Genomic DNA, 26227 nt, shown 5'->3' on the forward strand with positions numbered 1-26227 from the left:
CTATCCTGGAGGAGCTTGTATGTTGTATCCCGCGCTGGCGGTAATCGGCGGTCTCATTCTACTGGTATGGAGCGCTGAGCGCTTTGTTGGCGGTGCTGCTGCGACATCGGCACGGCTCGGCCTGTCTCCCTTGCTGATCGGTATGCTGGTGATCGGCTTCGGGACCTCGGCCCCCGAACTGACGGTGTCGGCGCTGGCGGCAGCCCAGGGAAACCCGGGTCTGGCGCTGGGTAATGCCTATGGCTCCAATATTGCCAATATCGGCTTGATCCTGGGGCTTGTTGCATTGGTCTCTCCGCTGGTGGTGCACACTTCCGTCATTCGTCGTGAACTTCCGGTGCTTGGAGTCGCCACTGTGGTATCCGCACTGATGATGCTCGGTGGTGTACTGGAGCGTTGGGAAGGGGGGCTGCTGTTACTGGGGTTGGCAGCGTTCATGGCGTTCAGCATCGTCAGTAGTATTCGTTCTCCGAAACCTGCGGAGGAGGATGCACTGGCAGGTGACACCCTGTCCGAGATCGATGCGCAGGGCATGACACTGAAGCAGGGCATTCTGTGGACGGTGGTTGGCCTGGTGCTATTGGTGGTGAGTTCGCGGATTCTGGTCTGGGGAGCCGTGGATATCGCTCAGGCGCTGGGGGTTTCGGACCTGATCATTGGTCTGACTGTGGTGGCGGTCGGAACATCGCTGCCGGAACTGGCATCATCGCTGAGTGCCCTGCGGCGCAATGAGCATGATCTGGTACTGGGCAATGTCGTGGGCTCCAACCTTTTCAATACGCTGGGGGTCGTCGGCCTGGCATCCCTCATCTCGCCTATTGATGTAGGTCATGAAGTGTTATTCCGGGACTGGACCATGATGACGGCAATGACCGTGTTGATGGCGGTTTTCGCGCTGGGTTGGAAGGGACGCCAGGGGCGAATCAATCGGCTGGAAGGCGCGGCATTGCTGGCAATGTTCATTGGCTACACCACTTACATGGTGTCGCTGGTGGTCACTCAGGGAGCCTCTGCAACCTGACTTTCAAGGGGTGCGACAGAACGCCCTGCGACAATTCTGCCATGCGACAGTGTTGCGAGAGCCTTCTATCATGCTGAATGTGACCCGGAGCGGCATAGTCGTGTAACGCTTCGCCATGTCTCGCCAGGCAGGGCGGCGGCAGCGAAGCGATGTCGACCGGGCTCCAAAGTGCGGCGGACGCTGACCTGACAGGGTGTGGTCAGGCGGCTTCCGTCTGTTCTTCTCAGCAGCGAGGAGTCTCATCATGGAACTGGATCCCGTGCTCCTGTCACGCATACAGTTCGCCTTTGTCGTATCCTTTCATGCCATCTTCCCGGTGTTCACCATCGGTCTGGCATCCTATGTCGCACTGCTTCATGGCCTGTTCTACAAGACCGGCAATCCCGCCTGGGAGCGTCTGGCATCCTTCTGGATAAAGGTCTTTGCCGTGGTATTCGGCATGGGGGTGGTCTCGGGTATCGTCATGGCATTCCAGTTCGGTACCAACTGGAGCAACTTCAGTCAGGCAGCGTCCAACTTCATTGGTCCGATGCTCAGCTATGAGGTGGTGACCGCGTTCTTCCTGGAGGCTGGTTTTCTCGGCGTCTTGTTGTTCGGTCGTGGCAAGGTGCCGGAGGGCGTACACCTGTTCGCTGCCATCATGGTGGCAGTGGGAACCTTCATTTCGGCATTCTGGATTCTGTCCACCAATAGCTGGATGCAGACACCTGCTGGTGTCGAGCTCGTTGATGGACGTTTCCACGTCACGAGTTGGGCTGAGGCGATGTTCTCGGCATCCTTCCCGTATCGCTTTACGCATATGGCGCTGGCATCGTTCCTGACCGGTGGTTTTGTGGTGGCGGGGGTGAGTGCCTGGTACCTGCTGATCGGTCGCGATGTCGAAGCCAACCGCAAGGCGCTGTCCATGTGCATGTGGCTGTTGCTGGTGTTGGCGCCGTTGCAGGCCTTTGTCGGCGACGCCCACGGGCTGAACACCCTGGAGCATCAACCGACCAAGGTGGCGGCCATGGAGGCCAACTGGGAAACTCGCAGCAATGTGCCGCTATTGTTGTTCGCCTGGCCCGACAAGGAAGCCCAGGAGAATCGCTTCGAGATCGGTGTCCCGAGTCTTGCCAGTCTGATCCTGACCCATGATACCGATGGCGTGGTGCCGGGCCTCAAGGAAGTCGCCCCCGAGGAACAACCCCCAGTGTGGCTGGTGTTCTGGTCCTTCCGTGCCATGGTCGGCATGGGAGTACTGATGATTCTGGTGGCTCTGGTGGGCCTGTGGTATCGCCGTGGCGGTCGACTCTACACCAATCGCTGCTTCCTGCAGGTGTTGCGCTTGATGTCGGTCACGCCCTTCATTGCGGTACTGGGTGGCTGGTTCGTCACCGAGGCCGGGCGTGCTCCCTGGCTGGTCTACGGCATCATGAACCAGGCTGAGGCCGTGACACCGTCGCTGTCTGGCTGGATGGTGCTGGCCACACTGATCGGCTACTTCGCGGTCTACGTTGTGGTGTTCCTGACCGGTGGCTATTACCTGACCCGCGTGGTGCGCGAAGGCATGCTGGCTGAGGCTCCGCATGATGAGGTCGAGCGTCCGACGCGCCCGCTCTCTGCTGCGCATACCAGCCTCGAGGCCGATGGCGGCCGCACCTTCAGGAGTTGAGACAATGGAACTGATCAACCTCACGATGCTATGGGCGGTGATCATCGGCTTTGGCGTCATCATGTACGTCATCATGGACGGTTTCGATCTGGGAGTGGGGATCCTGTTTCCCTTCGCTCCGGACGAGGAATCCCGTGATGTGATGATGAACTCTGTGGCACCGGTCTGGGATGGCAACGAGACCTGGCTGATCCTCGGTGGTGCCGGCCTGCTCGCTGCCTTCCCGTTGGTCTACACCATCATCCTGCCGGCGCTGTATCTCGGCGTGTTTCTGATGCTGGCTGGACTGATCTTCCGTGGCATTGCCTTCGAGTTTCGCTTCAAGGCGAATCGTAATCGTCACTGGTGGAACCGTGCCTTCTATCTGGGCTCGATGCTGGCAACCTTCTGCCAGGGCGTTGTAGTGGGGGCCTACATCCAGGGCTTCCATGTCGAGAACAACGTCTATGCGGGTGGGCCTTTTGATTGGCTGTCGCCGTTCACCGTGTTCACCGGCCTGGTCATGGTCGCCGGTTATGCACTGCTGGGCGCGACCTGGACCATCCTCAAGAGTGAAGGGCGTACGCAGGAGTGGGCCTATCGCATCACGCCGAAGCTGTTGATTGCGGTGCTGGTCGGTTTTGGTGTGATCAGCCTGTGGACGCCGTTCATTGACGAATACGTCCGTGAGCGCTGGTTTGGCCACCTGACCCTGTTCTGGGTGCTGCCGGTGCTGGCACTGTTGTGTGCCTGGCAGATCTGGCGTGCCGTCGCCAATCGCAGTGAAGGTCAGCCTTTCGTCGCGACCCTGGGGTTATTCATCTTCACCTACCTTGGGCTGATCGCCAGCAAGTGGCCCTATCTGGTTCCGCCGGACATCACCATCTGGGATGCGGCTTCCGCACCGGAATCTCAGCTCTTTCTGATGCTTGGCGTGCTGTTCGTCATTCCTGTGGTGCTGGGTTATACCGCCTGGTCCTACTGGGTGTTCCGCGGCAAGGTGCGTGGAGGCGGCTATCACTGACAGAGCAACCAGTGGCGGCTCGCCAGCGCGCCGCTGGTTGTCTCGACGGACCGCCGAGCAGAGCCATTGGCTGAATCTTGCGGTGCTCTGCGGTGGTCTGGCTGGCCTCGCCACTGTGGGTCAACTGGTGCTGCTGGCAGGTCTCATCGACGTCGTCATCCGGAAGGATGGCGGCGTCGCTGCCGTCTGGCCCTGGTTGATGGGCATACTGCTGCTGTTGGGGGTGAGAGCCCTGCTGAGCATTGCGCAGGAGCTGGCCGCACAGAGGGGCAGTCAGCGCTTGCGTCAGCGGGTGCGCCGCGAAGTGCTGGATCATCTGGCCGCCCTCGGCCCGGTACGGCTGACCCAGTACCACACGGCGTCACTGGCTCATCAGTGGGTGGAGCAGGTCGAGGCATTGGATGGCTATGCGGCACGTTTCTGGGTGCAGATGCGCCTGGTGGCGCTGGTACCGTTGGTCATCCTGGTGCTGGTGGCCTGGCAGGACTGGCTGGCGGCGATTCTGTTGGCACTTACCGCGCCGCTCATTCCACTTTTCATGGCGTTGGTGGGGATGGGCGCCGAAGCCCTCAATCGTGAACAGTTCGTGGCGGTGGCACGTCTCTCCGCGCACTTTGTCGACCGTGTGCGCGGTATCACTACCCTGCGACTGTTCGGTGCCGGGCCTCGGGCGACTGTCGAGGTGGTCGCGGCGGCGGATGATTACCGCCGTCGTAGCCTGCGCACCCTGAGGCTGGCATTTCTTTCTTCAGCGGTACTGGAATTCTTCTCGTCGGTGGCGATTGCCGTGGTGGCGATCTACATCGGCTTCGGGCTGTTGGGGGATATACCGTTTGGTCCGGCACAGGACCTGACCCTGTTCAGCGGTCTGCTGATCCTGTTGCTGGCACCTGAGTTCTTCCAGCCGCTGCGCACGCTCTCCCTGTTCTACCATGATCGGGCCTCGGCGCTGGCCGCCTCCGATGGGCTGTGCGAGCTGCTGGCCGAGACGCCGGATGAACGTCGACATGTGCCGGACCGGCTCGTTGATGACGCCCACCTATTGCTGTCCCTGCAGGGCGTCACTCTTGATCACAGCGGACGTGGCCGAGTATTGGGGCCGATCGATCTGGTTATCCCGCGAGGTGATGTGCTGGCCATCAGTGGGCCTTCCGGATCCGGAAAATCGAGCCTGTTGCAGGTGCTGGCGGGTTTTGTCGGTGCCGGCGAGGGGCGGCGCCTGGTGGCGCACGACCTGGCTTTTGCGTGGATGGACCAACGGCCATTACTGATACATGGCAGTCTGGCCGACAACCTGGCGCTGACCGCGCCGGATGCCGATGATTGCCGGATGATGGCCGCCCTGGAGCGGGCCGGGCTCGGTGCTCTGGTTCGCGCATTGCCCGAAGGGCTGGAGACCTCGATCGGCGAGGGGGGGCGAGGGCTGTCCGGTGGCCAGGCACAGCGGCTGGCGCTGGCCCGAATCTTCCTCAGCAACGCTCCGCTGGTGCTACTGGATGAGCCCACGGCCAGTCTCGATGCTGTGACCGAAGGCATTCTGATTGAAGGTTTCAGGGAGCTCGCTGCCGAGGGGCGCACTCTGGTCATTGCCACCCATCATCCTGCCTTGATGGCGATGGGCAATCGGCAGTTGATAATGGATGCGGGCAGGGAGGTGACATGCGCGAATCAGTGACTTTGGTCCATATCCGCACTCAGTTAGGCCCCTGGCTGGACCTGCACATGCAGCGCCGCGGACGCCTGCTGGTGGGCATGCTGTTGATGCTGCTGACGGCTCTCTCGGCGCTGGGGCTGCTGGCCGTATCGGGTTGGTTCATTACCGCTTCAGCACTGACCGGAGCCGTGCTGGCCATGGGCGGTACGGCGATGCTCGATGTCTACACGCCCGGTGGTGCTATTCGCCTGTTTGCAGTCAGCCGGACGGTGTCGCGTTATATCGAGCGTCTCTACAACCATGACACCATCCTTCGGCTGCTGGCTGATCTGCGTGGCCGCCTGTTCGATGCGCTGGTGCGCATGGACGGAGAGCGGTTGAGTGGTCGCCGTGCCAGCGACTGGCTCAATCGTCTCACCGCCGACATCGATACCCTGGACGCGCTCTATCTACGCCTGCTGGCGCCGCCGCTGGTTGCCCTGTTGCTGTCGATAGCGCTGGTGGCGCTGGTGGGATTCTGGGTGCCCGAGGCAGCGTTATGGCTGGGGCTGGCATTGGGGGTGAGCTGGTGCTGGTTGACACTGGGACAGGCTCGCCTGGGCCTGACGGCCAGTCGGCGTCGCGTTCAGACCCTTGAGGAGCTGCGCTCGGCGACGATGGAGACTCTGCGTGGTCTGGCTGAACTGGAAGCCTATGAGGCTCTGGTTCGGCGTCGTGAGCAGCTCGAGGGGATTGAGCAGCGTCTGCTGCGTGACCAGTGGCGCCTGAGCATCGTCGCGGGTATCGGCAATGCGCTGGCCGCCACTGCCATCGGCCTCTGTTGGGTGATGGTGCTGGTGTTTGCCATCCCGGCATTTCAGGCCGGGGCGGTATCCGCGCCAGTGATGGTCATGTTGCCATTGGCGGCGATGGCGCTGAGCGAGGGGCTGACACCGCTACCGGCGGCCTTTACCCAGTTCGGGGCGAGCCTGGCGGCGGCGGAGCGGCTCAATCAGATCGATGAGTGTCGTTCGGATGAGGGACACATCAGTGACCTGCCCAACGGGCCATTGGCGTTGTCGGTGGAGGCGGTGGCACACCGCTATCCCGGTGCGATGTTTCAGGCGCTGGAGGAGGTCAGTCTGACGCTTGAGCCGGGGCAGCGAGTGGCCGTCAGTGGGCCGTCGGGTGCTGGCAAATCCACGCTGCTGGCCTTGATCAGCGGCCAGATGGCCGTGCAACAGGGCCGTATTCTCCTTGCCGGACACGATATTGCCTCGCTGTCACCGCAGTGTTTGAGCAGCGCCGTGGGATGCCTGACCCAGCAGGTTGACCTTTTCGATGCCAGAATTGCCGACAATCTCTGGATTGCTGATCCGGAAGCCAGTGAACAGCGCCTCTGGCAGGCTCTCGAAGCTGTCGATCTCGCCGACTGGGCAGCGTCACTGGAGGAGGGACTCGCTACCCGTCTGGGGGAAGGTGGTCGCCAGCTGTCCGGCGGGCAGGCGCGACGCATGGCGCTGGCTCGTCTGTGGCTGAGCGACCCCGGCCTGGTGGTGCTTGACGAACCCTTCGCCGGTCTGGATGCCGATACCGCCGAGCGTGTCCGTCATGGCCTGGAAGACTGGCTGGCCGGGCGCAGTGTCGTCTATCTCGTCCATGAACATGACCCGAGCCGGCCGAAACCCGGTATGCAGGGCGTTACGCTCGGGCTCGAGTTGGGGTTGCAGGACCCTTTGGCGTGGCACGACGAGGCGGAATCCGTCACCATGTGAGCCATGCTGTCCATCAGGACTGAGGCTTTTCAAGGGAGTGGTGACATGTCCAACAACCGTCAGGCCGGGGTCGACGATTTCCTCACCCGGCTTCCCAAGGTAGAGCTGCATCTGCATATCGAGGGAACGCTGGAACCGGAGCTGATGTTTGCGCTGGCCGAACGCAATGGAGTGGAGCTGCCTTATGCAGATGTCGAGGCGGCACGAGCCGCCTATGACTTCAGCGACCTGCAGTCCTTTCTCGACCTGTATTTCCTCGGCATGAGTGTTCTGATCACAGCCCGTGACTTTCATGATCTGGCCATGGACTACTTTCGGCGTGCTGCTGCCGAGGGTGTCGTCCATGTCGAGATGCATGTCGATCCCCAGGCGCATCTCGCTCGTGGCGTCTCCCTGGATACCGTCATGCAGGGGCTGATCAGTGCCAGCCGTGTAGCCCGGGATGAGCTGGATCTGTCCACGGCGATGATTCTCGCCTTCCTGCGTGACCAGCCGGTCGAGGATGCCTTGAAGGTGCTGGAACAGGCTGGTCCCTGGCTGGAACATTTCAGCGCGGTGGGTCTGGATAGCGCCGAGCAGGGTAATCCGCCGAGTCTGTTTCGCGAGGTGTTTGCGCGGGCGGGGCAGTTGGGGCTGGCACGGGTCGCCCATGCTGGCGAGGAAGGCCCGCCGAGCTACATTCGCGAGGCTCTTGATGAACTCGATGTGTGCCGCATCGACCATGGTGTCAGGGCGGTCGAGGATGTCGAATTGTTGGAGCGTCTCTCCGACGAGGGCGTTGTGCTGACGGTCTGCCCCTTGTCCAACGTGCGCCTCAAGGTGGTGGATCATCTCGAGCAGCATTCGCTGCCGCGTATGATCGATGCCGGACTCAATATCACACTCAACTCCGATGATCCCGCCTATTTCGGAGGCGGCATGCGCGACAACTTCGCCGCCTGTCAACGTGCCTTTGGTTGGTCGGACGAGACCATGCGCTGGCTGGCCAGCAATGCCATCGAGGCCGCTTTCATGGATGAATCACGTCGCGACGCTCTGCGAGCGCGCCTGGCCGACACCTGGTAGCGGGTTGTGGATCATCGACAGCTTGCCTTCCTGGCCGCCCTGGCCGACGAGCGCCATTTTGGACGTGCGGCCAGGGCCTGCCATGTTACCCAGCCGACTCTTTCGGCTCGTCTCAAGCAACTCGAGGACGAACTGGGAACAGCATTGATTGTGCGTGGGCACCGTTTCGAAGGCTTCACGGCTGAAGGGGAGCGGGTATTGGTTCACGCTCGGCGGGTGTTGGCGGAACTTGACGAACTGCGCGGTGAGCTGACTGCCGGCAGCCCCTTGAATGGACGCTTCAGTATTGGCGTGGTGCCGTCGGCATTGCCCGAGCTGGTGCCTCTACTCAGGCGCCTGCGTGAGAACTTTCCCCAGTTGTCGCTGCGTATTCGTGAACTGGCGACGTCCGCTCTGGCCCAGGGGCTGGAGGACGGTCAGCTTGATCTGGTAGTGGGCTTCCCCGATGCGCCAGCCATGGCGGGGTTTGCCTGCCGTCCGTTGTATCGCGAGTTACCGGTGGTGGTGGCCAATCCCGAATACTTCCCGCTACCTGAGCAACTGGGTTGGCAACAGTTGGGGAACTATCCACTGGTGCTGCTGACTCCGGAGATGCAGCAGCGGCGCAGGCTCAATCAGCGCCTTGAGCTGCATGGCATACAGCCGCGCCTGGTGCTGGAGGCCAACTCTGTCGCCGCTCTGCGGACCATGCTGGATGCCGGCTGCGGTGTCAGCGTGCTCAGTGAGGGCTGGTTGCAGGCATCGTTGGGTCAGGGGCTGGTGGCACGCCCGCTGGATGACGAGGGGCAGAGGGTCGGGCTGCTGTGGCGAGCGGAACAGCGCCACAGCAGGCGGCTCGAGGCCGTTCTGGCGGTCTTGCGTGAAGAGGGGGGAGGCGGTCTCTGACTGACCAGAAGCGCCAGGTCTTCAAGGCGCTTCTGGTCCTCAAGGGCGGTCAGTCCTGCTTCTGCTGGTTGGCCTGGCGAGCCGCTTCACGCTGGTGACGCTTGGCTTGACGACGTTGTTCCATGCGCTCCACCGCCTCGCTACCGAGGTGAGCTTCGCCGCGCTCTCGGGCTAGCTGCATCTGACGCTCGCGTTCGGCGAAGCGCGCCTTCTGTTCATCGCTCAAGCGGTCGTGGCAGTGAGGGCAGCAGACTCCCTGCTGATACAGACCACTGTGCTTGTCATCCTCGGTGATCGGCATGCGGCAGGCGTGGCACTGATCGTAGCTGCCGCGCTCAAGGTCGTGATTGACCGTGACTCGGTCATCGAACACGAAGCACTCGCCCTGCCAACGGGTCTGCCCTTTGGGCACGGCTTCCAGATACTTGAGAATGCCGCCCTTGAGGTGATAGACCTCGTCGAAGCCCTGTTCCTTCAGGTAGGCCGTCGACTTCTCGCAACGAATCCCTCCAGTGCAGAACATGGCAACCTTGCGGTGGCGGCTGGGGTCGAGTTCGCGTTTCACATATTCCGGAAAGTCGCGAAAGGCTTCAGTACTGGGGTTGATGGCGCCTTCAAAGGTGCCGACCTGCACTTCATAGTCATTACGGGTATCGATCAACAGTACTTCGGGGTCGGCGATCAATTCGTTCCACTGCTCGGGGTCAACATAGGTGCCGACCGTATGGCGCGGGTCGATACCCTCTACCCCCATGGTCACGATCTCACGCTTGAGCTTGACCTTGGTGCGAAGGAAGGGGGGCTTGTCGGTCAGTGACTCCTTGGTATCCAGATCGGCTAGACGTGGGTCGGAACGCAACCAGTCAAGCAGAGCATCGATTGCCTCGCGTTGCCCGGCGACTGTGCCATTGATACCTTCCCGTGCCAGCAGCAGTGTGCCGCGCACCTCGTGCTCGAGCATGGTGGCAAGCAGGGGCTCACGGAGTGCCTCATGGTCATCGAGGGTCACGAACTTGTACATCGCGCAAACCACAATGTCGGTGGCTGACGGATGAGAGGGCACAGCGGGCTGCGATGGAGCTGTCATCGAATAGGTTCTCCTTGCGGGCCGGAGCGTAAATCCGGAGCACTGAGTGTAGATTGGCGTCGTTGACGACGAATTCGGCGCGCATGATATCCGATTCCATGGGAGTTTTCCTCCTTCCTGGTATTGACCTGGAGCATTGTTGATAGATGCTGTCTATCATCGCGCTCCCATCATCAATTGGCCGGGAGATGCCGCAGCGTGCCAAAATGATGGAAGTGACAACAAGACAAGCCCCGACGATGAGGAATCCTGATCATGGCTGAGCCCCCCGCCTGCATTGATGGCTGGTCAGCAGGTTATGTTGATCTGACTGGGCAGGCCCTGCGCGATCATCAGGGGCCAACCGAGCTTCCCGTGAGCCTGGCACTCAACGATACGGCCATGGGAACCCTGCTGGCGACGCCTGATGTGCTGGAGCCGCTGGCTCTGGGGCATGCCTTCAGTGAGGGCTGGATCCAGCACCGTAGCCAGGTCACTGATATTCGCCTGTCGCGCCTGCGCCATGGTCTAGCCGTACGCCTGGAAGTCCCTCCCTCGGTGGTGCGGCAGGCGGAACCGCATCGTCGTGTCGAGACCAGTGTGTCGAGCTGTGGCGCCTGCGGGGCCAACGAGGAAGCCCAGTTGTTCTCCGGCTTGAAGCGCCTCGGCCCGCAACCGGCTCTGGCCGCGTCTGTCATCGAGAGTGCCGTTGCACGTCTGGCGTCGATGCGATGTCCGGGGCTACATGTCGCTGTTGGAGTCTCGGAGCAGGGCGACCTGCTTTCCTGTGGCCACGATATCGGTCGCCACAATGCCCTGGACCGGGTGATAGGCCACTCCCTCGACAGTGGCATATGGCCCGCCGCCATCGTCATCTCCAGTCGTTGTAGCGTCGAGCTGGTGCAGAAGACAGTGCATGCGGGAATCGCCACTCTGGTGACCCTCGCCGTACCTTCGCGGCTGGCGCTGGAAGTGGCGAGAGCCTGTGATCTCAATCTGGTCTGCGCCAACCGCGGCCATCAGTTGGAACTGTTGAGCGGCCAGTTGCCCTGAGCTGGTCAGGATCGCGGGCCTGCGTTTTCCGGTATCAGTGCATCAACCGCTGTCCGAGCCGCAAGTCATTGTTCATCACCATTTCATTTTTCTTTCTACCACTCATTTTCCTACCACCATTGCCATGTTGCCATGGTAATGCCGAGGGCTGCCTGCATGAATTGCACAGAACACCCCGAGAGCGAGCAGATTTCCACCCCACTGCAGGATAAGGCAATGACTCGCCATCCGCGCATAGCTCCCTATGAGGGGCCGGCGGGTGGTTGGGGTGCGCTGCGTAGTGTCGGCCGCCACGTCAAGCACTCCCGTGGCCCCTGGAAGAGCGTGCGTTCGTTGTTGCGGACCAACCAGGCGGCGGGGTTTGATTGTCCTGGTTGTGCCTGGGGCGACCCGGAACATGGCTCTTCCTTTGAGTTCTGTGAGAACGGTGCCAAGGCCGTTGCCTGGGAAGTCACCGACAAGCGTCTGGGGGCGGACTTCTTTACGCGCCATACGGTCGCGGAACTTCTCGACTGGGATGATTTCATGCTCGAGGATCAGGGACGCCTGACTGAGCCGTTGCGTTACGACTCCGAAACGGATCGCTATGTGACGGTGTCCTGGCAGGAAGCCATTGATGCCATCGCGGCTCGCCTTGCAGCGCTGGAGTCTCCGCATCAGGCCCTGTTCTATACCTCCGGGCGGGCCAGCAATGAAGCGGCTTACCTGTATCAGTTGTTCGTGCGTCTGTTCGGTACCAACAACTTTCCCGACTGCTCGAACATGTGCCACGAGGCCAGTGGTATCGGCATGACCGCCAGCCTGGGCGTTGGCAAGGGAACGGTGCTGCTGGAAGACTTCGAGCATGCCGACGCGATCTTCGTCTTCGGCCAGAACCCCGGCACCAACCACCCGCGTATGCTCGGCGACCTGAGGCGTGCCTCGCGTCGCGGTGCGCGTATCGTCAGCTTCAACCCGCTTCGCGAACGCGGACTCGAGCGCTTCGCCGACCCCCAGTCTCCATTGGAGATGATCACGCTTTCCAGCCAAGCGATCAGTTCGCGTTATTACCAGCCACGGATGGGTGGTGACATGGCCGCTGTGCGAGGAATGGCCAAGGCGCTGTTTGCGATGGAAGAGCAGGGCGGCTTCCACCGCAGCCAGGCATTCATCGCTGCCTGTACCCAGGGCATCGAGGAATGGGAGAGCCTGGTGCGATCCACCGACTGGGCAACCATAGAATCGCAGTCCGGATTGAGCCGGACTCAACTGGAAGAAGCGGCGGGTATCTATGCCGTGTCCCGCAGCGTGATCTGCACCTGGGCCATGGGCATTACCCAGCACCTGCATGCGGTGGACAGTGTGCGTGAAATCATCAATCTGCTGTTGCTGGGAGGCCATTTTGGTCGTCCCGGTGCGGGAGCCTGCCCGGTACGCGGTCACTCCAATGTCCAGGGGGATCGCACCATGGGCATTGATGAAAAGCCATCGGGATGGATGATTGACGCCCTCGAACAGCGCTATGGCGTCAGCATGCCGCGCCAACCCGGCTACAACACCGTGGAAAGCCTGGCTGCGCTTGAGCGGGGCGAGGCGCTTACCTTCATTGGTCTGGGCGGCAACTTCACCCGAGCGACACCGGATAGCGAGCGAACCGAGGCAGCGATGCGCCGGCTGGATCTCAATGTACAGATCAGTACCAAGCTCAATCGTAGCCATCTGGTGGTTGGCGCCCGAACCGATGCCTTTATCCTGCCATGCCTGGGACGTAGCGAAATCGACGCCAGTGATGAGGTGGAGCGTCAGGCGATTAGTGTCGAGGATTCAATGTCGATGGTGCACGCCAGTGTCGGCTTCAAGCAGCCCGCCAGCCCGCTGTTGCGTTCCGAGCCCTGGATAGTGGCCTCGATTGCCGAGGCAACATTGGCACTTGTGCTGCCGACCCGGGGCGAGAGTGCCGCTATCGACTGGAAGGCACTGGTCGCTGACCATGATCGTATTCGTGATGAGATCGCGGCCGTCATACCTGGGTTCGATGACTTCAATGCCCGCCTGGCCAAACCACGTGGCTTCCACCTCGCCAACCCAGTCCGTGAGCTGGACTTTCCCACCGAAAGTGGCAAGGCCTGCTTCTCGGCGGCGCGCTTGCCTGAAGCCGTTCTACATCAGCAGCTAGCGCAGCGCGAGGGGTGGTTGACGCTACAGACCATGCGTAGCCACGATCAGTACAACACCACGGTCTACGGCTACAACGACCGCTACCGCGGCGTATCCGGCCAGCGCCGAGTGTTGTTCATCAACGAGCGGGATCTGGAACGGCTGGGACTGGCCGATGGCGAATGGGTTGATCTGGTCGGCGAACCTCGCTTCGATGGCAGCGAGCGTAGGGCCCCCGGCTTCCGCCTGGTTCGCTACGATATCCCCTCGGGGTGTGTCGGTGCCTATTACCCCGAGACCAACGTGCTGATCGCTCTGGAGAGCCATGGTGCTGATACTGGCACCCCCGCCAGCAAGGCGGTTGCCATCAGGCTGGAACGCAACCATCGGATTATCTGAACCTGTAGAGATTGTCGGCCCTTGCTGATCTGTTGCCGGCGCCCTGAAGGCGCCGGGGTAGCTGTGGTTGACAAAATCTTACATATCGTAATGTCTTTACAACGCTCCGAGCATTGCGTTGCTGAAAGCTTGAGCTACCTTCTGATATAGCCCCATTCTGTACAGCGTTTTCGCTGGCCGTGGAATGATCAATATACTCACATATGATTCATTTGATCGGGGCTCGCCGCGTCAAGGCATGGCAGCTTCCATTTTCTCTGGACAAGCCTTGCCGCTTCCCGGTGGAGGTAGTGGTACTCAGCAGCTATTCAAGACACAGGAGCGTCCAATGTTTGTATTGAAATATCGAAAGGAAAACGTCGAAGGGGCCAATGGGGCAGGCGGCGGAGGTATTGATGTCGGCCAACTGAAGCAGGTGTTCGAAGAGGCTGCCCAGAAGTCCATGGAAGTGAGCAAGGCCAAGACTGAGGGTAATACTGAAGTCGATACAGCCCGGTCATCACGTCCAAATAATTGATACTTCAACGGATGGCGTGGTCACCCCTACCCGCGGTGACCACGCTATCCGAAAAAGTCGCCCTGCCTGGTTCACATGGCAGTCCGCATAACCAGGCTATTGCGCCCCAGGTTATTGCAATACGAGTGATCGCAACCCCTGCGAGCTCAACCCAGGTGACCCCAACCCATGTGATGAATATCGCGCCTTCCGGGAAGTCTCCCTCAGCCGATTTGATGGAGCCACCATACCAGACCGTATTACCAACCGGTCTGGTATGGGTTTCAACGGCATCACACTCGGAGTTCGTATGTTGTAACAAAGGAATACAACGACGAATACGGTGTTGGGAGGGTTAGCAAGAATGCTTTCTCATGGCCTGTCGAAACAAGGAGAATAATGATGTCAGTACAGCCCGCCAGGTTAAATTTGTCGTCCACTGCAGAATGGCAAGCTAGCGTCAAGCATGGCAGACAGAAGGAGAACAATGAAGTAGACGGAGAGGAGAATTCAAATGATGTCGAGAAGGCCGTAGAGGATTTCAAGAGCGATGCTGAAGAGAATGACTGGAAGATCCTCTCTGAAGGAGATGTTCTTCCACCCGTTTCTCAGCTGAGCCCGGAACGCCAGGATTCGACAACCATTACCTTCGAGTACAAAGGCGAGATATATGCGGTTTCCTCCTATATGGCCCCGTTCAAGTATTCCGTCCTGGGAAGCAAGATAGCTGGAACTGAAATAAGCCATGTGGATAATAATGTAAAGATAGATGTTGCCGATTCCGAAGCTACGGATTTCATGAATGCTGAAACGACCAAGGATGGAAAGACCGTCGGCGAGCTGTTTCATGACAAGATGAAAGATGAATGGGGCGACCTGGATCTGGATGATCCCCGCCGCCAGTATTACGAACTTCTGCAAGCCAAGACAGCGCTAGTGGGTGGGTTCGATTATCTTCCCTATCAAACTGAAAAGGATGCATTCTTCTGGGATGGCGATACCACTGGTTATCTAGATAACTCGACCATCATGGATCAAGCCAGCACTTATGGCTTGCTCAAGGAAAAGGAAATCAACGATAAGCTGGCTGAGCTGTCCGAAAATGAACAAGTTATTGATGGCATTGAAGGGTTTATGGAGGATGCCGTCAGCAAGATAAAAGACAAGAAAGGCCTGACCAACAGAATTTATGAGGCCATGAGCAGCCCGGAATACATGGAGATGCTCGAGGGAATGAACAGTGATGCAGCCAAGGTGCGTTTTTCCAACGACCTGAAGTCACTGGACTACCTGGATAGCGGAAAAGCCAGCGAGATCAGAAATAACGCCCTGGACCAGGGCTTGGTCGAAGAGATATCCAACATCATCGAGAGTGGAGACTATGCTGGCGAGTCCCTGGAACTTGCCATCAGTGATCATGTACAAACCGCACTACAAGGAACATGGTCTGCAATCTTTGGCCTCTCCTTCTCTGACAGGGCGGTACAGAACTACCTGAAGGATGGCAGCGGCAACCTGCCGGATGACGTGAAAAAGGGCCTGGATAGCTACAAGGCTGCGGTCAAGGTTGCTACCGATGCCATTACGGATTCCTTCAAGACCAACGGCAAGTTTGATATCCGCGATGTGTCTTCGAAAATTGCTGCTGCATTGAAGGAAGGTCATGAAGGAGCACCCAAAAGTGCTCAAGTCCGTAATGGTGCAGCCGCGCTATTACAAGCCAGCATGACCAGTGGAGCCCTCCCGGCCATTGCCGGCACCCTGACCGCAACTGCGGCGATCTACACCCTGACCAAGAACCAGGGGGACACAGTTGAAGAGCGGATGGCTGCCGCTCGTACGTTAATGATTACTCTGGCAACCTCCCCTGCGATGGTGACCGTTGGTGCCAAGGTACTGGAAACGATATTCGGCGAGCCCGGAATGGTCACTATGCTGGGGTTGGATGCGGGTTCCAATACACAGCTTCGTGAAGCCTACCTGAAACTATTTCCAAAAGCTGATGATGCTGTCAGTGTCCCATCGCAATCCATAAGCCTTGAGACGCTGGATCAGTATCGTACGGCTATCGGCGGTGGTTTGCCTCAAATAGATGGCATTGTTGAAGAAGGCTGGGCCGATGACATCATACGCAACTTTGATGACATTGGCTCAGGCACAAACGTAGATTTTGAACCGCTGTCCCGTGATGCAGAGATAAGCTTTCAGGAGGTCATGGAAGAGCCGAATGATCGCTTATCACGGGCCAGTTCGGACATCACCATCAACTGGGATATGTTGGAGGAAATGGACCCGGAGCGTCGAGCAGCCATTATGTCCACAGTAGATCAACGCATCGAAGGTATGGGTATTGATCCCAGTAGCATGGATACCCCCGATAAGCTCCGACTGGTGGGAACCGTGCTCAATACGGTAGGCGGTCTTGCCGATGTGGCCGGGGGGGTGCTGGACCTGGCGCTAGGGGCCATGTCGATTGACAAGCTGATCGGTAATCCCGATGCCCTCGATAGCGAATTTGCCGCCGCCTCTCTGCAGCTGCTATCCGGGATCAGTATCGCAGGAGCCGCAGGCACCAACCTGGCCAGCATGATCGCCGGTGGTTCCCTGGCCACCGGACTCGGCATTGCCTCCGGGGCCTTGGGTATTGCCGGGGTCGCTCTGGGGGGAATTGCCGCCATTGTGATGGGGGTCGTTGCCAAGCAGAAGTCGGATCAAAAAGCAGAAGAAGTGCTCAATACCTTCCAGGACTGGAGTACCCTTGGCATTACCGAAGACGATTGGGGCGATAAGCTCAACTATACCATCCACTCTCGCTACGAATACGACCGCGAATATGGCTCGGATGCTTATTACGACCTTTATCCGGAAGACAAGCCAGTCTGGGAGTCACGGCCAGAGCAGTATGAAGACTTTACTGATTATGTGGCGGAACATAAGAATATCTCGGATGACTGGTTTTCCGACTGGGATGATGAACATGATTCCGGTATCGGAGAGAATGGACCAGATCCTTCCGGACGGCAGCGCTTCGGCGATGGTGGCAGCCCGGGCAGCTTCGGTGAGTTCAAGGAAGATATCGACCGAGTCGATGTGGGATCGATCGAACTTGCCGACAATGGCCGGGTCTTCTTTACCAAGGATGGGGTAGAACAGGTCATCGATCCCTTTATCGGAGAAAAGGCCAGTGACTCCACTCGCCAGAACATCATCGACTATCTCACCCAGTTATATGAAATCTCGCACCCCGATGGAAAGAAAGATAGTGATATCGTCGATAGGATAACGGATCTTCATAATGAGTCGGATAAATATAATGATATAGACGCTCTAAAGCGTGCGCTGGATGATTCGGAACCACCGCTCTTCGGCGTTGATGATGACGATCCGGGTACCTTTTATGATTTCAAGATGGATGTTGATCGTGTCGATGTGGGTTCCATTGAACTGGACTCTGGTGATAGCAGTGTCATCACCTTTGAAAAGGACGGAAAGCGTTGGCAGATTGACAAGGATAATCACGGAGATTTGAGCGAGAGTGATGCAGAAGATATCTTCGATTACCTGAAAGATCTTCACATTCTTTCCCACCCAGATGGAAAGTTGGATCAGGATCTGGTCGATCGAATCACGGAATTACACGACGAATCCGACGATCACAATGATATTGATGACCTGCGCGAAGAACTCGACCTTGATATCGACCCCACAGGGCTCCCGGTGTTTGGCGATGGAGGGGATCCCGGCAGCTTCGGTGAATTCAAAGAGGATGTAGACCGCGTGGATGTTGAGGACATTGAGCTGTTGGACGATGGTCGCGTGATCTTTGTCAAGGATGGCGTCAAGCAGATCATCAACCCATCTCAGGGGGACTCTGCAACTCGTGATACTCGCGACAAGATCGTGGAGTATCTTGAAGGGCTATACGACCTGACTCACCCTGAAGGAGAGTTCAGTCAGGAACGCGCGGATATGATGAATGAGGCGTTTGGCCGAACAGATGAATATAACGACCTGGATGATATCCGATCTTACGTTGAGTCAGAAGAGGGGCTGAGTGAGTTCGGGAAAGAATTTATTGAAGATAATAGGGATAACATCAATACCGTTGTTGAGTATTGGGATGATTGGAACGGTAGTGATTCCATTGTCAGTATGAAGGACCTGGAGGGTATCAGTGAGGACGATGGAAGAACCAAAGAAGAAAAGGAAGCAGCGCAATTCCTGATGGATGAATGGAAGTTCTTCGAAATGCTGGATACGGCCAAAAAGAAAGGTGATGGTGATGAAAAAATCAGCACCAACGATCTGGATAGCTGGCTGGAATCTGTTGGCGAGGGTGGATTCGATGAATATCGCCAACAGATGGCCGCCAGTGGATATGGCCGTGCATTCTATGAAGAAAACAAGGATGTCATCGACCCCATGCTGGACAACTGGGATGACTGGAACGGCAGTGATGACATCGTCAGCAGGAAGGATCTTCGCAACCACGGCGGGGATGACGATCGCAGTGATGAGGAACATGCGGCAGCGGAGTTCATGCTGGAAGATGATGGCTTCTTCTCGATGCTGGACACCTTCCAGAAGGATGACGGTGAGGACAGCAAGATAAGCACCGGCGATATTCAGGACTGGCTGGATACCATAGGTGTTGAGAAGTCGGTGTAGTGCGTTGCGAGTCGACCGTGCCGTGCCGCCATTTCCGGCACGGCACGGTCGCGTTCTGGTTTGCGCTACAAGCTATTCTCTCACGGCTGCCGGCGATGCTGTAGTCTGCCGCCTGCCCAGGTTTCGTGTACGGCGCGGTCGTCGCCGAGCATCATCAATGTGAACAGTTCCTCGGCGAGACTGGTACAGCGGGCCATGCGCCTGGCCAGCAGCGGTGAGGCGTGAAGGTCAAGGACCACGAAGTCTGCTTCCATGCCGGGAGCGAGGCGGCCGATACGATCATCCAGGGACAGCGATACCGCGTTGCCACGGGTCAGGGCGTGGAAGCCGGCCCAGGCAGTGAGGGGCTGGCCTCGCAATTGACCGACCTGGTAACCGGCCTTGAGGGTAGCCAGTCCCGACAGGTCGGTGCCGGCGCCGATGTCACTGGCCAGGGTCAGATTCAGGCGGGTGTCGCGAGCAGCGGCTCTGTCGAACAATCCACTGCCGAGAAACAGGTTGGAGCTCGGGCAGAAGGCAATGTTGGCGCCGCGCTCGGCGAGGCGCCTGCGCATACCGTCGTCGAGGTGAATACCGTGGGCGAAGGTACTGCGCGGTCCGACAAGGTGCGACTTCTCGTAGACCTCGAGATAGTCACGGCTGTCGGGGAACAGCTCTGCCACCCAGTCCAGCTCGCCGAGGTTCTCCGACAGGTGAGTCTGCAACCACAGGCTATCATCGTTGCGTAGCAGACCCCCGGCGGCATCCAGTTGCTCGCGGCTCGACGTCGGTGCGAAGCGTGGCGTGACGCTGTAACCGAGACGTCCCGTCCCGTGCCACTCAGCGATCAGGCGTTCGGTATCGTGAATGCCTCCCAGAGTATCGTCGGTCAGCTCGGGCGGCGCATGGCGATCCATCAGTACCTTGCCTGCCAGCATGCACAGATCGCGACGACGAGAGGCGCTGAAGAAGGCGTCCACTGAATTGGGGTGGCTGGAACAGAACACCTGAGCGGTAGTGGTGCCGACCCGCATCAACTCGTCGAGGAAGGCGTCAGCCATCTGCTCGGCATGCTCACGCTGGGCGAAGCGGCATTCCTCGGGGAAGGTGTACTCATTGAGCCAGTCGAGCAACTGGCGACCATAGGACGCCATGATGTCGAGCTGTACGTAATGGACGTGGCTGTCGATGAAACCGGGCATAACCAGCTTGTCACGCTGATCGATCACGCTGACATCGGCAGGTAGTCGGTCGGTCAGTTCCTGCCAACTACCCACGGCACGAATCCGACCGGCCTCCCACCACAGGGCGCCGTCCTCATGATAGACAACACTGCCTTCTGCAGGAGTGTCGCCATCACCGGGGTCGGCATCGAAGCTCAGAATACGCGCACGCATGACCCAGCTGTTACGACTGTTGTGGAACGCTGTCGGCGTGTCCTTCTGTGGAGCCTGGTGCAAGGTCGGCTCAGGGGAGTTACTCATGGTTCGGCTCGCGTCTGGAGAGAGGTTGCTCAATTGAATAGGGAGCGCAGTGAGGCACCATCGATGCCCCGGCCTTCGCCACGTTTCAGATTCTTGTCGTCCAGGCGGGTGCAGATCGGCTGCAATTCCGCCACTGCCGAGAGAGCGACGGCGTAGGGCGCCTTGTTGCCGCCCGAGTCGCCGATGGGACAGCGTACCGTGGAGATGGCTTCGGCAGTGTGGCCTGCGGCTTCGAGACGACGGCGGAAGCTGACCCACTTGCTGCGTGAGCCGATCAATCCGATGGAGGCACAGTCGCCGCGTTTCAGTGCCGCGTCCACCAGCGCATAGTCCTCGGCATGGTCATGGGTCAGGATCAGCAGGTGGCTGTGGCTGGCCAATCCGTCCACCGCTGCCTGGGGATCCGGCATGGTGTGGCGGTGCTGGCGTGGGCTGGCGTCGGGCAGCTCGGCAAAGCCATCATCGCGACTGTCGTACCAGTCGAGGCGCCAGTCGAGAGGCTCGACCAGGTGGGCGATATGACGTCCGACATGGCCTGCACCAAACAACGCCAGCCGAACCTCGCTGCCTGGCCAGGTTTCGAGAATGACATTGACGAAACCACCGCAGCACTGACCGCTGCGTCCCCCCAGGGAAAACGCCTCGAGCTGCATGCCGGCCTTGCCGGCAGCGAGGTTGTCCCTCGCTGCGGCAATCACCTGCCATTCGAAGGTCCCGCCGCCGAGGGTGTCGTAGACCCGATCCGGGGTGATGATCATGCGCGCTCCGGGCTCACGTGGTGTCGACCCCTGGCTGGTTACCTGGGTCGCCACCACATGAGGCATGCCGTCACGCTGCAGGCGCGCCAGTGCCTCGTACCAGGGCTCCCGGTTCATGGCGCGGTCCCCGCTGCCTCGCGTGCAGCTTTGGCTGCCGCCATGACTCGCTCTGGTGTCGCGGGAGTGTCGAGGCGCACAGACTGGCGGTAGTCGCTGAGGCTGGCCAAAGCATCGCGCAGGGCGCACCACACTGACATGCCGAGCATGAACGGTGGTTCACCGACGGCCTTGGACCGATAGATGCTGGCCATGGAGTTGGGGTGCCCCTCCATCAGCCGGACGTTGAAGGTCTCCGGTAGATCCCCGTAGGTGGGAATCTTGTAGGTCGCGGGCCCCTGAGAGATCAACTGGCCCTTGTCGTTCCAGCGCAGCTCCTCACTGGTCAGCCACCCCATGCCCTGGATGAAGCCACCTTCGACCTGGCCGATATCGATGGCCGGGTTCAGCGAGTCACCCACATCGTGCAGGATATCCACGCGATCAACCTGATATTCACCACTCAGGGTATCCACGGAGACCTCGGCTACTGCCGCGCCAAAGGCAAAGTAGTAGAAGGGCCTGCCGTTACCGGTGGCACGATCATAGTGGATCAGCGGCGTGGCATAGAAGCCTTTTTCCGATAGGGAGATCCGCGACAGATAGGCTGTCTGGACCAACTCGCCCCAGACGATACGCTGCTCGCTCTCGCCCAGGCCCGCGACCAGAGCGCCATCTTCCATGCGCATGGCCTCGCGGTCGAAGTGGTAATGTTCGGCGGCGAAGTCGAACAGGCGGTTCTTCAGCTTGAGAGCAGCATCGCGTGCTGCCTGGCCATTGAGGTCAGCGCCACTGGATGCCGCGGTGGGCGAGGTGTTGGGAACCTTGTCGGTGCGTGTGGCGGTAATGCGCACGCGCTCCAGATCAAGTCCCAGCTCGCGGGCCACCACCTGACAGATCTTGGTGTGCAGCCCCTGGCCCATCTCGGTGCCGCCATGATTGATCATCACGCTGCCGTCGGTATAGACATGCAGCAGGGCACCGGCCTGGTTGAGGTGCTGGGCAGTGAAGGAAATGCCGAACTTGACCGGCGTCAGCGCCAGACCCTTGCGAATGATCGGGTTGTTGGCGTTGAACTGGCGGATCTCCTCACGCCTGCGCCAGTACTCGCTGGAGGTCTCCAGGTTCTCGACCAGTTCGTGCAGCAAGGCGATCTGGTCCACGGTCTGCCCGTAATGGGTGACATTGCGGTCCAGGCGATAGAAGTTGCGCTTGCGCACCGTCAGCGGGTCTTCGCCGACTCGGCGGGCGATATCTTCCATGGCCGCTTCGATCACCATCATGCCCTGGGGACCGCCGAAACCACGGAAGGCGGTATTCGAGGCAGTGTTGGTACGGGCACGATGCCCCACTACGCGAGCGGCGCCCAGTGAGTAGGCGTTATCCGAGTGAAACATGGCGCGATCAACAATGGCGTCGGACAGATCCGGGGAATAGCCGCAATCACCGATCACAGTGATATCGCTGCCCTGGATGACACCGGCCTCATCGACACCCAGACGATAGTGATTATGGAAGGGGTGGCGTTTGCCGGTGACACGCATGTCTTCACTGCGCGCCAGGCGAAGGCGGCAACTGCGACCGGTACGTCGGGCCACCAATGCTGCCAGGCAGGCCCAGGGAGAGGCCTGGGTTTCCTTGCCGCCGAAACCGCCCCCCATACGCCGTGTTTCTACGGTCACCGCATGGAAGGGAATGCCGAGCACTTCGGCGACCAGTTTCTGGGTCTCACTGGGATGCTGGTTGGAAGTGTGTACCATCACCCCTTCGTCCTCGGTGGGGTGAGCCACGCAGGCTTGCCCCTCGAGGTAGAAGTGCTCCTGGCCGCCGACGAACTGGTCGCCCTCGACGATATGGGTTGCCTCGGTCAGAGCCTGCTCCCATTCACCGCTGAGCTGCTGGTGGGTCGGACGAACGAAATCCTCAGCCTGTGCCGCTGCGACCGGGTCGAGGCTGGCCGGCATCTCATCGATCTCGATCACCGCCTGGCGAACGGCCTGGCGGGCTGCACGATGGCTGCTGGCGGCGACGGTAAAGAGCACCTGACCGGCGTAGAGAACCTCGCCATCCGCCATGATCGGATCGCCCGGAAAAACCGGGCCGATGTCGGTGTGGCCAGGGACATCGGCGACGGTGATCACGTCAACGACGCCCGGCGCATTGCGTACAGCGGCGAGGTCGAGTTTCGTGATGCGACCGTGGGCCACGGCAGACAGACCCACGGCCAGGTGCAGGGCATCCGCCGGGAGGGCGAGGTCATCGATATAGGCGGCACGCCCAGTGACATGTTTGATGGCACTCTCGTGGCGAGCCGAAGCCCCTGAGAACGACGAGCCTGAAGCCTGTGTCGGAGCTGGTTGTTGTTGAAGGCCCTGCTCGGCGGTGGTGACCGGGGGCAGTTCAGTGAGCGTACGCATGGAGCATCACCTCCTCGGATGTTGTGGCGGAAGCAGGGTGGGAGGTTGTCGCGGACTGACTGGCTATCAGTAAACGAAGGCGCTCGAGCAGAGCCGCTGCGGAGTGACTGCGATACTCAGCAGAGCCTCGCACGTCACTCATCGGCGAGAAATCACCGGCCAGCGCCTTGCGAGCGGCGGCAAATGCCTCCGCATTCGGAGCGTGGCCTTCCAGTGCCGCTTCCGCACCGGCAGCACGGGCGGGAATACCTGCCATGCCGCCGAAGGCAAGACGGACATCGCGCAGACAGCCATCATCGAGTCGCCAGCTGAAGGCGCCCAGTACTGCAGAGATGTCGTCCTCGCGGCGCTTGGAGAGCTTCCAGACCTTGAGCTGGCGTTCCGCCTTGCCCTCGAACTGGCGTGCCGGGATGAAGATTGCCTCCAGGCACTCATCGGCAGCCAATTCCGTCTGCTTGTAGGCATGGAAGAAATCCGCAGCGGCAATCTCGCGGCTGCCGGAAGGTCCGGTCAAGCGCAGGCGCGCGTCCAGTGCCAGCAGTACCGGCGGTGTGTCGCCGATGGGAGAGGCATTGGCCACGTTGCCGCCGAGGGTGCCACGGTTGCGAACCTGAGCGGAGCCCAGTCGGTGCAGTAGATGGGCGAAGGTCGGGTACTCGCGCTCCAGTAATGGCTCGAGGTTGGCGTAGGTCACGGCAGCGCCGACCCACCAGCCCTGGCGGCCCTCGCCGTCGTCACCGGGCTGGATATGGCAGAGTTCGTCGACGCGGGTGACGTCGATGACACGTGCAAAGTCAGCCAGGTGCTGTGTCTGTTCCAACCACAGGTCAGTGCCACCGGCCACCAGTCGGGCATCCGGGTAGCGGCTGCGCAGGGTCACCAACTGATCGAGGGTATGTGGCTGATGGAAGGTGGTGTCGTCTTCGTTCTTTAGATCCTCGCCGACATTGACCGCCAGCTGCTCAGCCAGCTCACTGCTGTTATCCAACCACCGGGGCTGGTGACCGGGCATCTCGTTCATGGCCAGGGCAGCATCGCGGATCGGTCGGTAGCCGGTACAGCGGCACAGGTTACCGCCCAGCGCTGCTTCCAGGCGCTCGGGTGTCAGTGGAGAAGGGCGCAAGCGTTGTTCTTCATGCAGAGTGAACAGCGACATCACGATGCCCGGGGTGCAGAAGCCGCACTGGCTACCGTGGCATTCGACCATGGCCGCCTGACAGGGGTGAAGCTGTTCGCCATCGGCCAGACCTTCCACGGTGACCAGGTGGCGTCCCTGCAGTTGATGAGCCGGCATGATGCAGGCATTGGCGCTGTGATAGCGCAGCTCACCATCCGCGGTGACTTCTCCGATGGCCACGGTGCAGGCGCCACAGTCACCGGACGCGCAGCCTTCCTTGGTGCCGGTCAGCAGCAACTGTTCGCGCAGCAATTCCAGCACACTGAGGTGGGCATCCGCCTGCACGCGCTGCGGCCGCCCATTGAGGTGGAATTCGATCATGTCAGGGTCCTGTTGTGATTATCACTGATCATTGTCATTGGGTATTTGATCGTCCTTGATTCAATAGTTGACCAAATGGTCAGATTCTTCAAGTCCTAATGGTAAAATTCTGTATCCATGGGTTGATGGAGTTATTAACCCGGCACGCTTTCATGTTGGGTTAATGGCGGCACAAGGACGTGCCGCGGCCGACGCGAGCCCGCATCACACCAGCAGATCCGCGCATCTGCGCCAGTGTGGTGCGGACGACAATCACATCGATCAGGATGAGCTGTTTGATTGCCATGTTGATAGCTGGTAAGGGCTGCTTGATGGATGTTGCCAACACGCCTCCCTTGCGTGCAGCGATTGCCTCGACGGGGCCCATCAGGCAATCTCTGTGTCCTTTCCATTGGATTGCACAACAACGAGCAGGTGCCATGGCAAGAGGGTCACAGGACAGGAATACTTCGGCCGCCGCAGCGGAACCCGCCGGGACGGAAACCGGAGGCGCGATTCGCCAGCGCAATGAACGCGACATTCTCGAGGCCGCCGAGCGGGTGTTTTCTCGCCATGGCTATCGCGGCGCCAGTGTTCAACTGGTCGCGGAGGAAGCCGGGTTGCCCAAGTCCAATGTGCTGTATTACATGGGCAGCAAGAAGGCACTCTACGTGCGACTGCTTGAAGGCGTGATGGCTCGCTGGAATACCATGCTCGATGATATCGACGAGGATGATGATCCAGCCCAGGTACTCAGTGCCTTCATCCGCTCGAAGATGGAGATGTCACGCCAGTATCCAGAAGCCTCGCGTCTGTTTGCGACCGAGATCCTGCAGGGTGCGCCCTTTCTCCAGGACTATCTGCGGGGCGATCTGCGCGAATGGGTCGAGGGACGAGCGCGGGTCTTTCGCCGTTGGTCCGAACTCGGCTTGATGGACCCTGTCGACCCGGTGTCGTTGATCTTCCTGATCTGGTCGGCGACACAGCACTATGCCGACTTCGAGGCTCAGGTGCTTGGTATTACCGGTCGTGATCACTTGGGTGATGAGGACCTGGAACGTATTACCGGCTTCCTGGTCGAGGTGGTGCTCAAGGGGTGTGGTGTCAGGTCCAACTCGGGATCCGGTTCACGGAGCCAGCCTGAGGCCGACTCCGTGTAGATGCC

Annotated in this window: 18 protein-coding genes; 13 read left to right on the forward strand and 5 right to left on the reverse strand. The window is 59.7% G+C overall.

From position 1 onward, the window contains the following. Positions 1-19: 19 nt before the first annotated feature. From BUE38_RS03205 to BUE38_RS03235, 7 genes are all read left to right on the forward strand, one after another. Positions 20-1021 (forward strand): calcium/sodium antiporter, encoded by a 1002-nt coding sequence (locus tag BUE38_RS03205; RefSeq protein ID WP_073433543.1) that lies wholly within the window; start codon positions 20-22, stop codon positions 1019-1021. Between the two features lie 244 nt (positions 1022-1265). Beyond that, entirely contained in the window at positions 1266-2672 is a 1407-nt protein-coding gene (locus BUE38_RS03210) for a cytochrome ubiquinol oxidase subunit I (RefSeq protein WP_073433544.1), read from the forward strand. Positions 2673-2676: 4 nt separating this feature from the next. Continuing rightward, a complete protein-coding gene (gene cydB / locus BUE38_RS03215; RefSeq protein WP_073433545.1) occupies positions 2677-3675 on the forward strand; it encodes a cytochrome d ubiquinol oxidase subunit II in 999 nt (332 codons plus the stop codon). After that, positions 3656-5350 (forward strand): thiol reductant ABC exporter subunit CydD, encoded by a 1695-nt coding sequence (cydD, locus tag BUE38_RS03220; protein WP_234986746.1) that lies wholly within the window; start codon positions 3656-3658, stop codon positions 5348-5350. The genes cydB and cydD overlap by 20 nt, the downstream gene beginning before the upstream one ends. After that, positions 5335-7083, forward strand: a complete 1749-nt coding sequence (gene cydC, locus BUE38_RS03225; protein ID WP_073433546.1) for a thiol reductant ABC exporter subunit CydC — start codon at positions 5335-5337, stop codon at positions 7081-7083. Before cydD ends, cydC begins: the two co-directional genes overlap by 16 nt. Positions 7084-7128: 45 nt before the next feature. Further along, positions 7129-8148, forward strand: coding sequence for an adenosine deaminase (locus BUE38_RS03230; RefSeq protein ID WP_073433547.1), 1020 nt, complete (start codon positions 7129-7131; stop codon positions 8146-8148). 6 nt (positions 8149-8154) lie between these two features. Then, on the forward strand, positions 8155-9033 hold the full coding sequence (locus BUE38_RS03235; protein WP_073433548.1) for a LysR family transcriptional regulator: 879 nt from the start codon (positions 8155-8157) through the stop codon (positions 9031-9033). A gap of 49 nt (positions 9034-9082) precedes the next feature. On the opposite strand, the gene trhO is transcribed toward BUE38_RS03235, so the two are convergent. Continuing rightward, the gene (trhO, locus tag BUE38_RS03240; protein WP_073433549.1) at positions 9083-10120 is read right to left on the reverse strand and encodes an oxygen-dependent tRNA uridine(34) hydroxylase TrhO; all 1038 of its coding nucleotides are present in this window, start codon (positions 10118-10120) and stop codon (positions 9083-9085) included. A gap of 255 nt (positions 10121-10375) precedes the next feature. Between trhO and BUE38_RS03245 the strand changes: the two genes are divergently transcribed. From BUE38_RS03245 to BUE38_RS03260, 4 genes are all read left to right on the forward strand, one after another. Then, complete coding sequence (locus BUE38_RS03245) at positions 10376-11152, forward strand: formate dehydrogenase accessory sulfurtransferase FdhD (RefSeq protein ID WP_073433550.1); 777 nt, start codon at positions 10376-10378, stop codon at positions 11150-11152. A 216-nt stretch (positions 11153-11368) separates the two neighbouring features. Then, a complete protein-coding gene (locus BUE38_RS03250) occupies positions 11369-13687 on the forward strand; it encodes an FdhF/YdeP family oxidoreductase (RefSeq protein WP_073433551.1) in 2319 nt (772 codons plus the stop codon). A gap of 184 nt (positions 13688-13871) precedes the next feature. After that, positions 13872-14204, forward strand: a complete 333-nt coding sequence (locus BUE38_RS22315) for a hypothetical protein (RefSeq protein WP_143166173.1) — start codon at positions 13872-13874, stop codon at positions 14202-14204. A gap of 378 nt (positions 14205-14582) precedes the next feature. Continuing rightward, positions 14583-18851: a DUF4190 domain-containing protein gene (locus BUE38_RS03260; protein ID WP_143166174.1), complete on the forward strand. Its 4269-nt coding sequence runs from the start codon at positions 14583-14585 to the stop codon at positions 18849-18851. Between the two features lie 80 nt (positions 18852-18931). Here BUE38_RS03260 and guaD read toward each other — a convergent pair whose 3' ends face one another. From guaD to xdhA, 4 genes are all read right to left on the reverse strand, one after another. Further along, complete coding sequence (gene guaD, locus BUE38_RS03265; RefSeq protein WP_073433782.1) at positions 18932-20227, reverse strand: guanine deaminase; 1296 nt, start codon at positions 20225-20227, stop codon at positions 18932-18934. Positions 20228-20343: 116 nt separating this feature from the next. Next, entirely contained in the window at positions 20344-21189 is an 846-nt protein-coding gene (gene xdhC / locus BUE38_RS03270; RefSeq protein WP_073433554.1) for a xanthine dehydrogenase accessory protein XdhC, read from the reverse strand. Next, positions 21186-23585 (reverse strand): xanthine dehydrogenase molybdopterin binding subunit, encoded by a 2400-nt coding sequence (xdhB, locus tag BUE38_RS03275; RefSeq protein WP_073433555.1) that lies wholly within the window; start codon positions 23583-23585, stop codon positions 21186-21188. The genes xdhC and xdhB overlap by 4 nt, the downstream gene beginning before the upstream one ends. Continuing rightward, complete coding sequence (gene xdhA / locus BUE38_RS03280) at positions 23569-25083, reverse strand: xanthine dehydrogenase small subunit (RefSeq protein WP_073433556.1); 1515 nt, start codon at positions 25081-25083, stop codon at positions 23569-23571. The genes xdhB and xdhA overlap by 17 nt, the downstream gene beginning before the upstream one ends. Before the next feature lie 163 nt (positions 25084-25246). Here xdhA and BUE38_RS22850 point away from each other — a divergent pair, with 163 nt between their 5' ends. Together BUE38_RS22850 and BUE38_RS03290 are read left to right on the forward strand one after the other, a co-directional pair. Then, on the forward strand, positions 25247-25384 hold the full coding sequence (locus BUE38_RS22850) for a hypothetical protein (protein WP_159438843.1): 138 nt from the start codon (positions 25247-25249) through the stop codon (positions 25382-25384). Positions 25385-25502: 118 nt separating this feature from the next. Continuing rightward, positions 25503-26222: a TetR/AcrR family transcriptional regulator gene (locus BUE38_RS03290; RefSeq protein ID WP_073433558.1), complete on the forward strand. Its 720-nt coding sequence runs from the start codon at positions 25503-25505 to the stop codon at positions 26220-26222. Positions 26223-26227 lie beyond the last annotated feature (5 nt).

Origin of the sequence: Halomonas cupida, assembly GCF_900142755.1 — a bacterium.
Classification (GTDB): domain Bacteria; phylum Pseudomonadota; class Gammaproteobacteria; order Pseudomonadales; family Halomonadaceae; genus Halomonas; species Halomonas cupida.

Coding starts and splice junctions, on each gene's coding strand:
- BUE38_RS03205 (WP_073433543.1), top strand. CDS start 20: ATGTTGTATCCCGCGCTGGCGGTAATCGGCGGTCTCATTCTACTGGTA.
- BUE38_RS03210 (WP_073433544.1), top strand. CDS start 1,266: ATGGAACTGGATCCCGTGCTCCTGTCACGCATACAGTTCGCCTTTGTC.
- cydB (WP_073433545.1), top strand. CDS start 2,677: ATGGAACTGATCAACCTCACGATGCTATGGGCGGTGATCATCGGCTTT.
- cydC (WP_073433546.1), top strand. CDS start 5,335: ATGCGCGAATCAGTGACTTTGGTCCATATCCGCACTCAGTTAGGCCCC.
- BUE38_RS03230 (WP_073433547.1), top strand. CDS start 7,129: ATGTCCAACAACCGTCAGGCCGGGGTCGACGATTTCCTCACCCGGCTT.
- trhO (WP_073433549.1), bottom strand. CDS start 10,120: ATGACAGCTCCATCGCAGCCCGCTGTGCCCTCTCATCCGTCAGCCACC.
- BUE38_RS03245 (WP_073433550.1), top strand. CDS start 10,376: ATGGCTGAGCCCCCCGCCTGCATTGATGGCTGGTCAGCAGGTTATGTT.
- BUE38_RS03250 (WP_073433551.1), top strand. CDS start 11,369: ATGACTCGCCATCCGCGCATAGCTCCCTATGAGGGGCCGGCGGGTGGT.
- BUE38_RS22315 (WP_143166173.1), top strand. CDS start 13,872: ATGATCAATATACTCACATATGATTCATTTGATCGGGGCTCGCCGCGT.
- BUE38_RS03260 (WP_143166174.1), top strand. CDS start 14,583: ATGATGTCAGTACAGCCCGCCAGGTTAAATTTGTCGTCCACTGCAGAA.
- guaD (WP_073433782.1), bottom strand. CDS start 20,227: ATGCGTGCGCGTATTCTGAGCTTCGATGCCGACCCCGGTGATGGCGAC.
- xdhC (WP_073433554.1), bottom strand. CDS start 21,189: ATGAACCGGGAGCCCTGGTACGAGGCACTGGCGCGCCTGCAGCGTGAC.
- xdhB (WP_073433555.1), bottom strand. CDS start 23,585: ATGCGTACGCTCACTGAACTGCCCCCGGTCACCACCGCCGAGCAGGGC.
- xdhA (WP_073433556.1), bottom strand. CDS start 25,083: ATGATCGAATTCCACCTCAATGGGCGGCCGCAGCGCGTGCAGGCGGAT.
- BUE38_RS22850 (WP_159438843.1), top strand. CDS start 25,247: ATGGCGGCACAAGGACGTGCCGCGGCCGACGCGAGCCCGCATCACACC.
- BUE38_RS03290 (WP_073433558.1), top strand. CDS start 25,503: ATGGCAAGAGGGTCACAGGACAGGAATACTTCGGCCGCCGCAGCGGAA.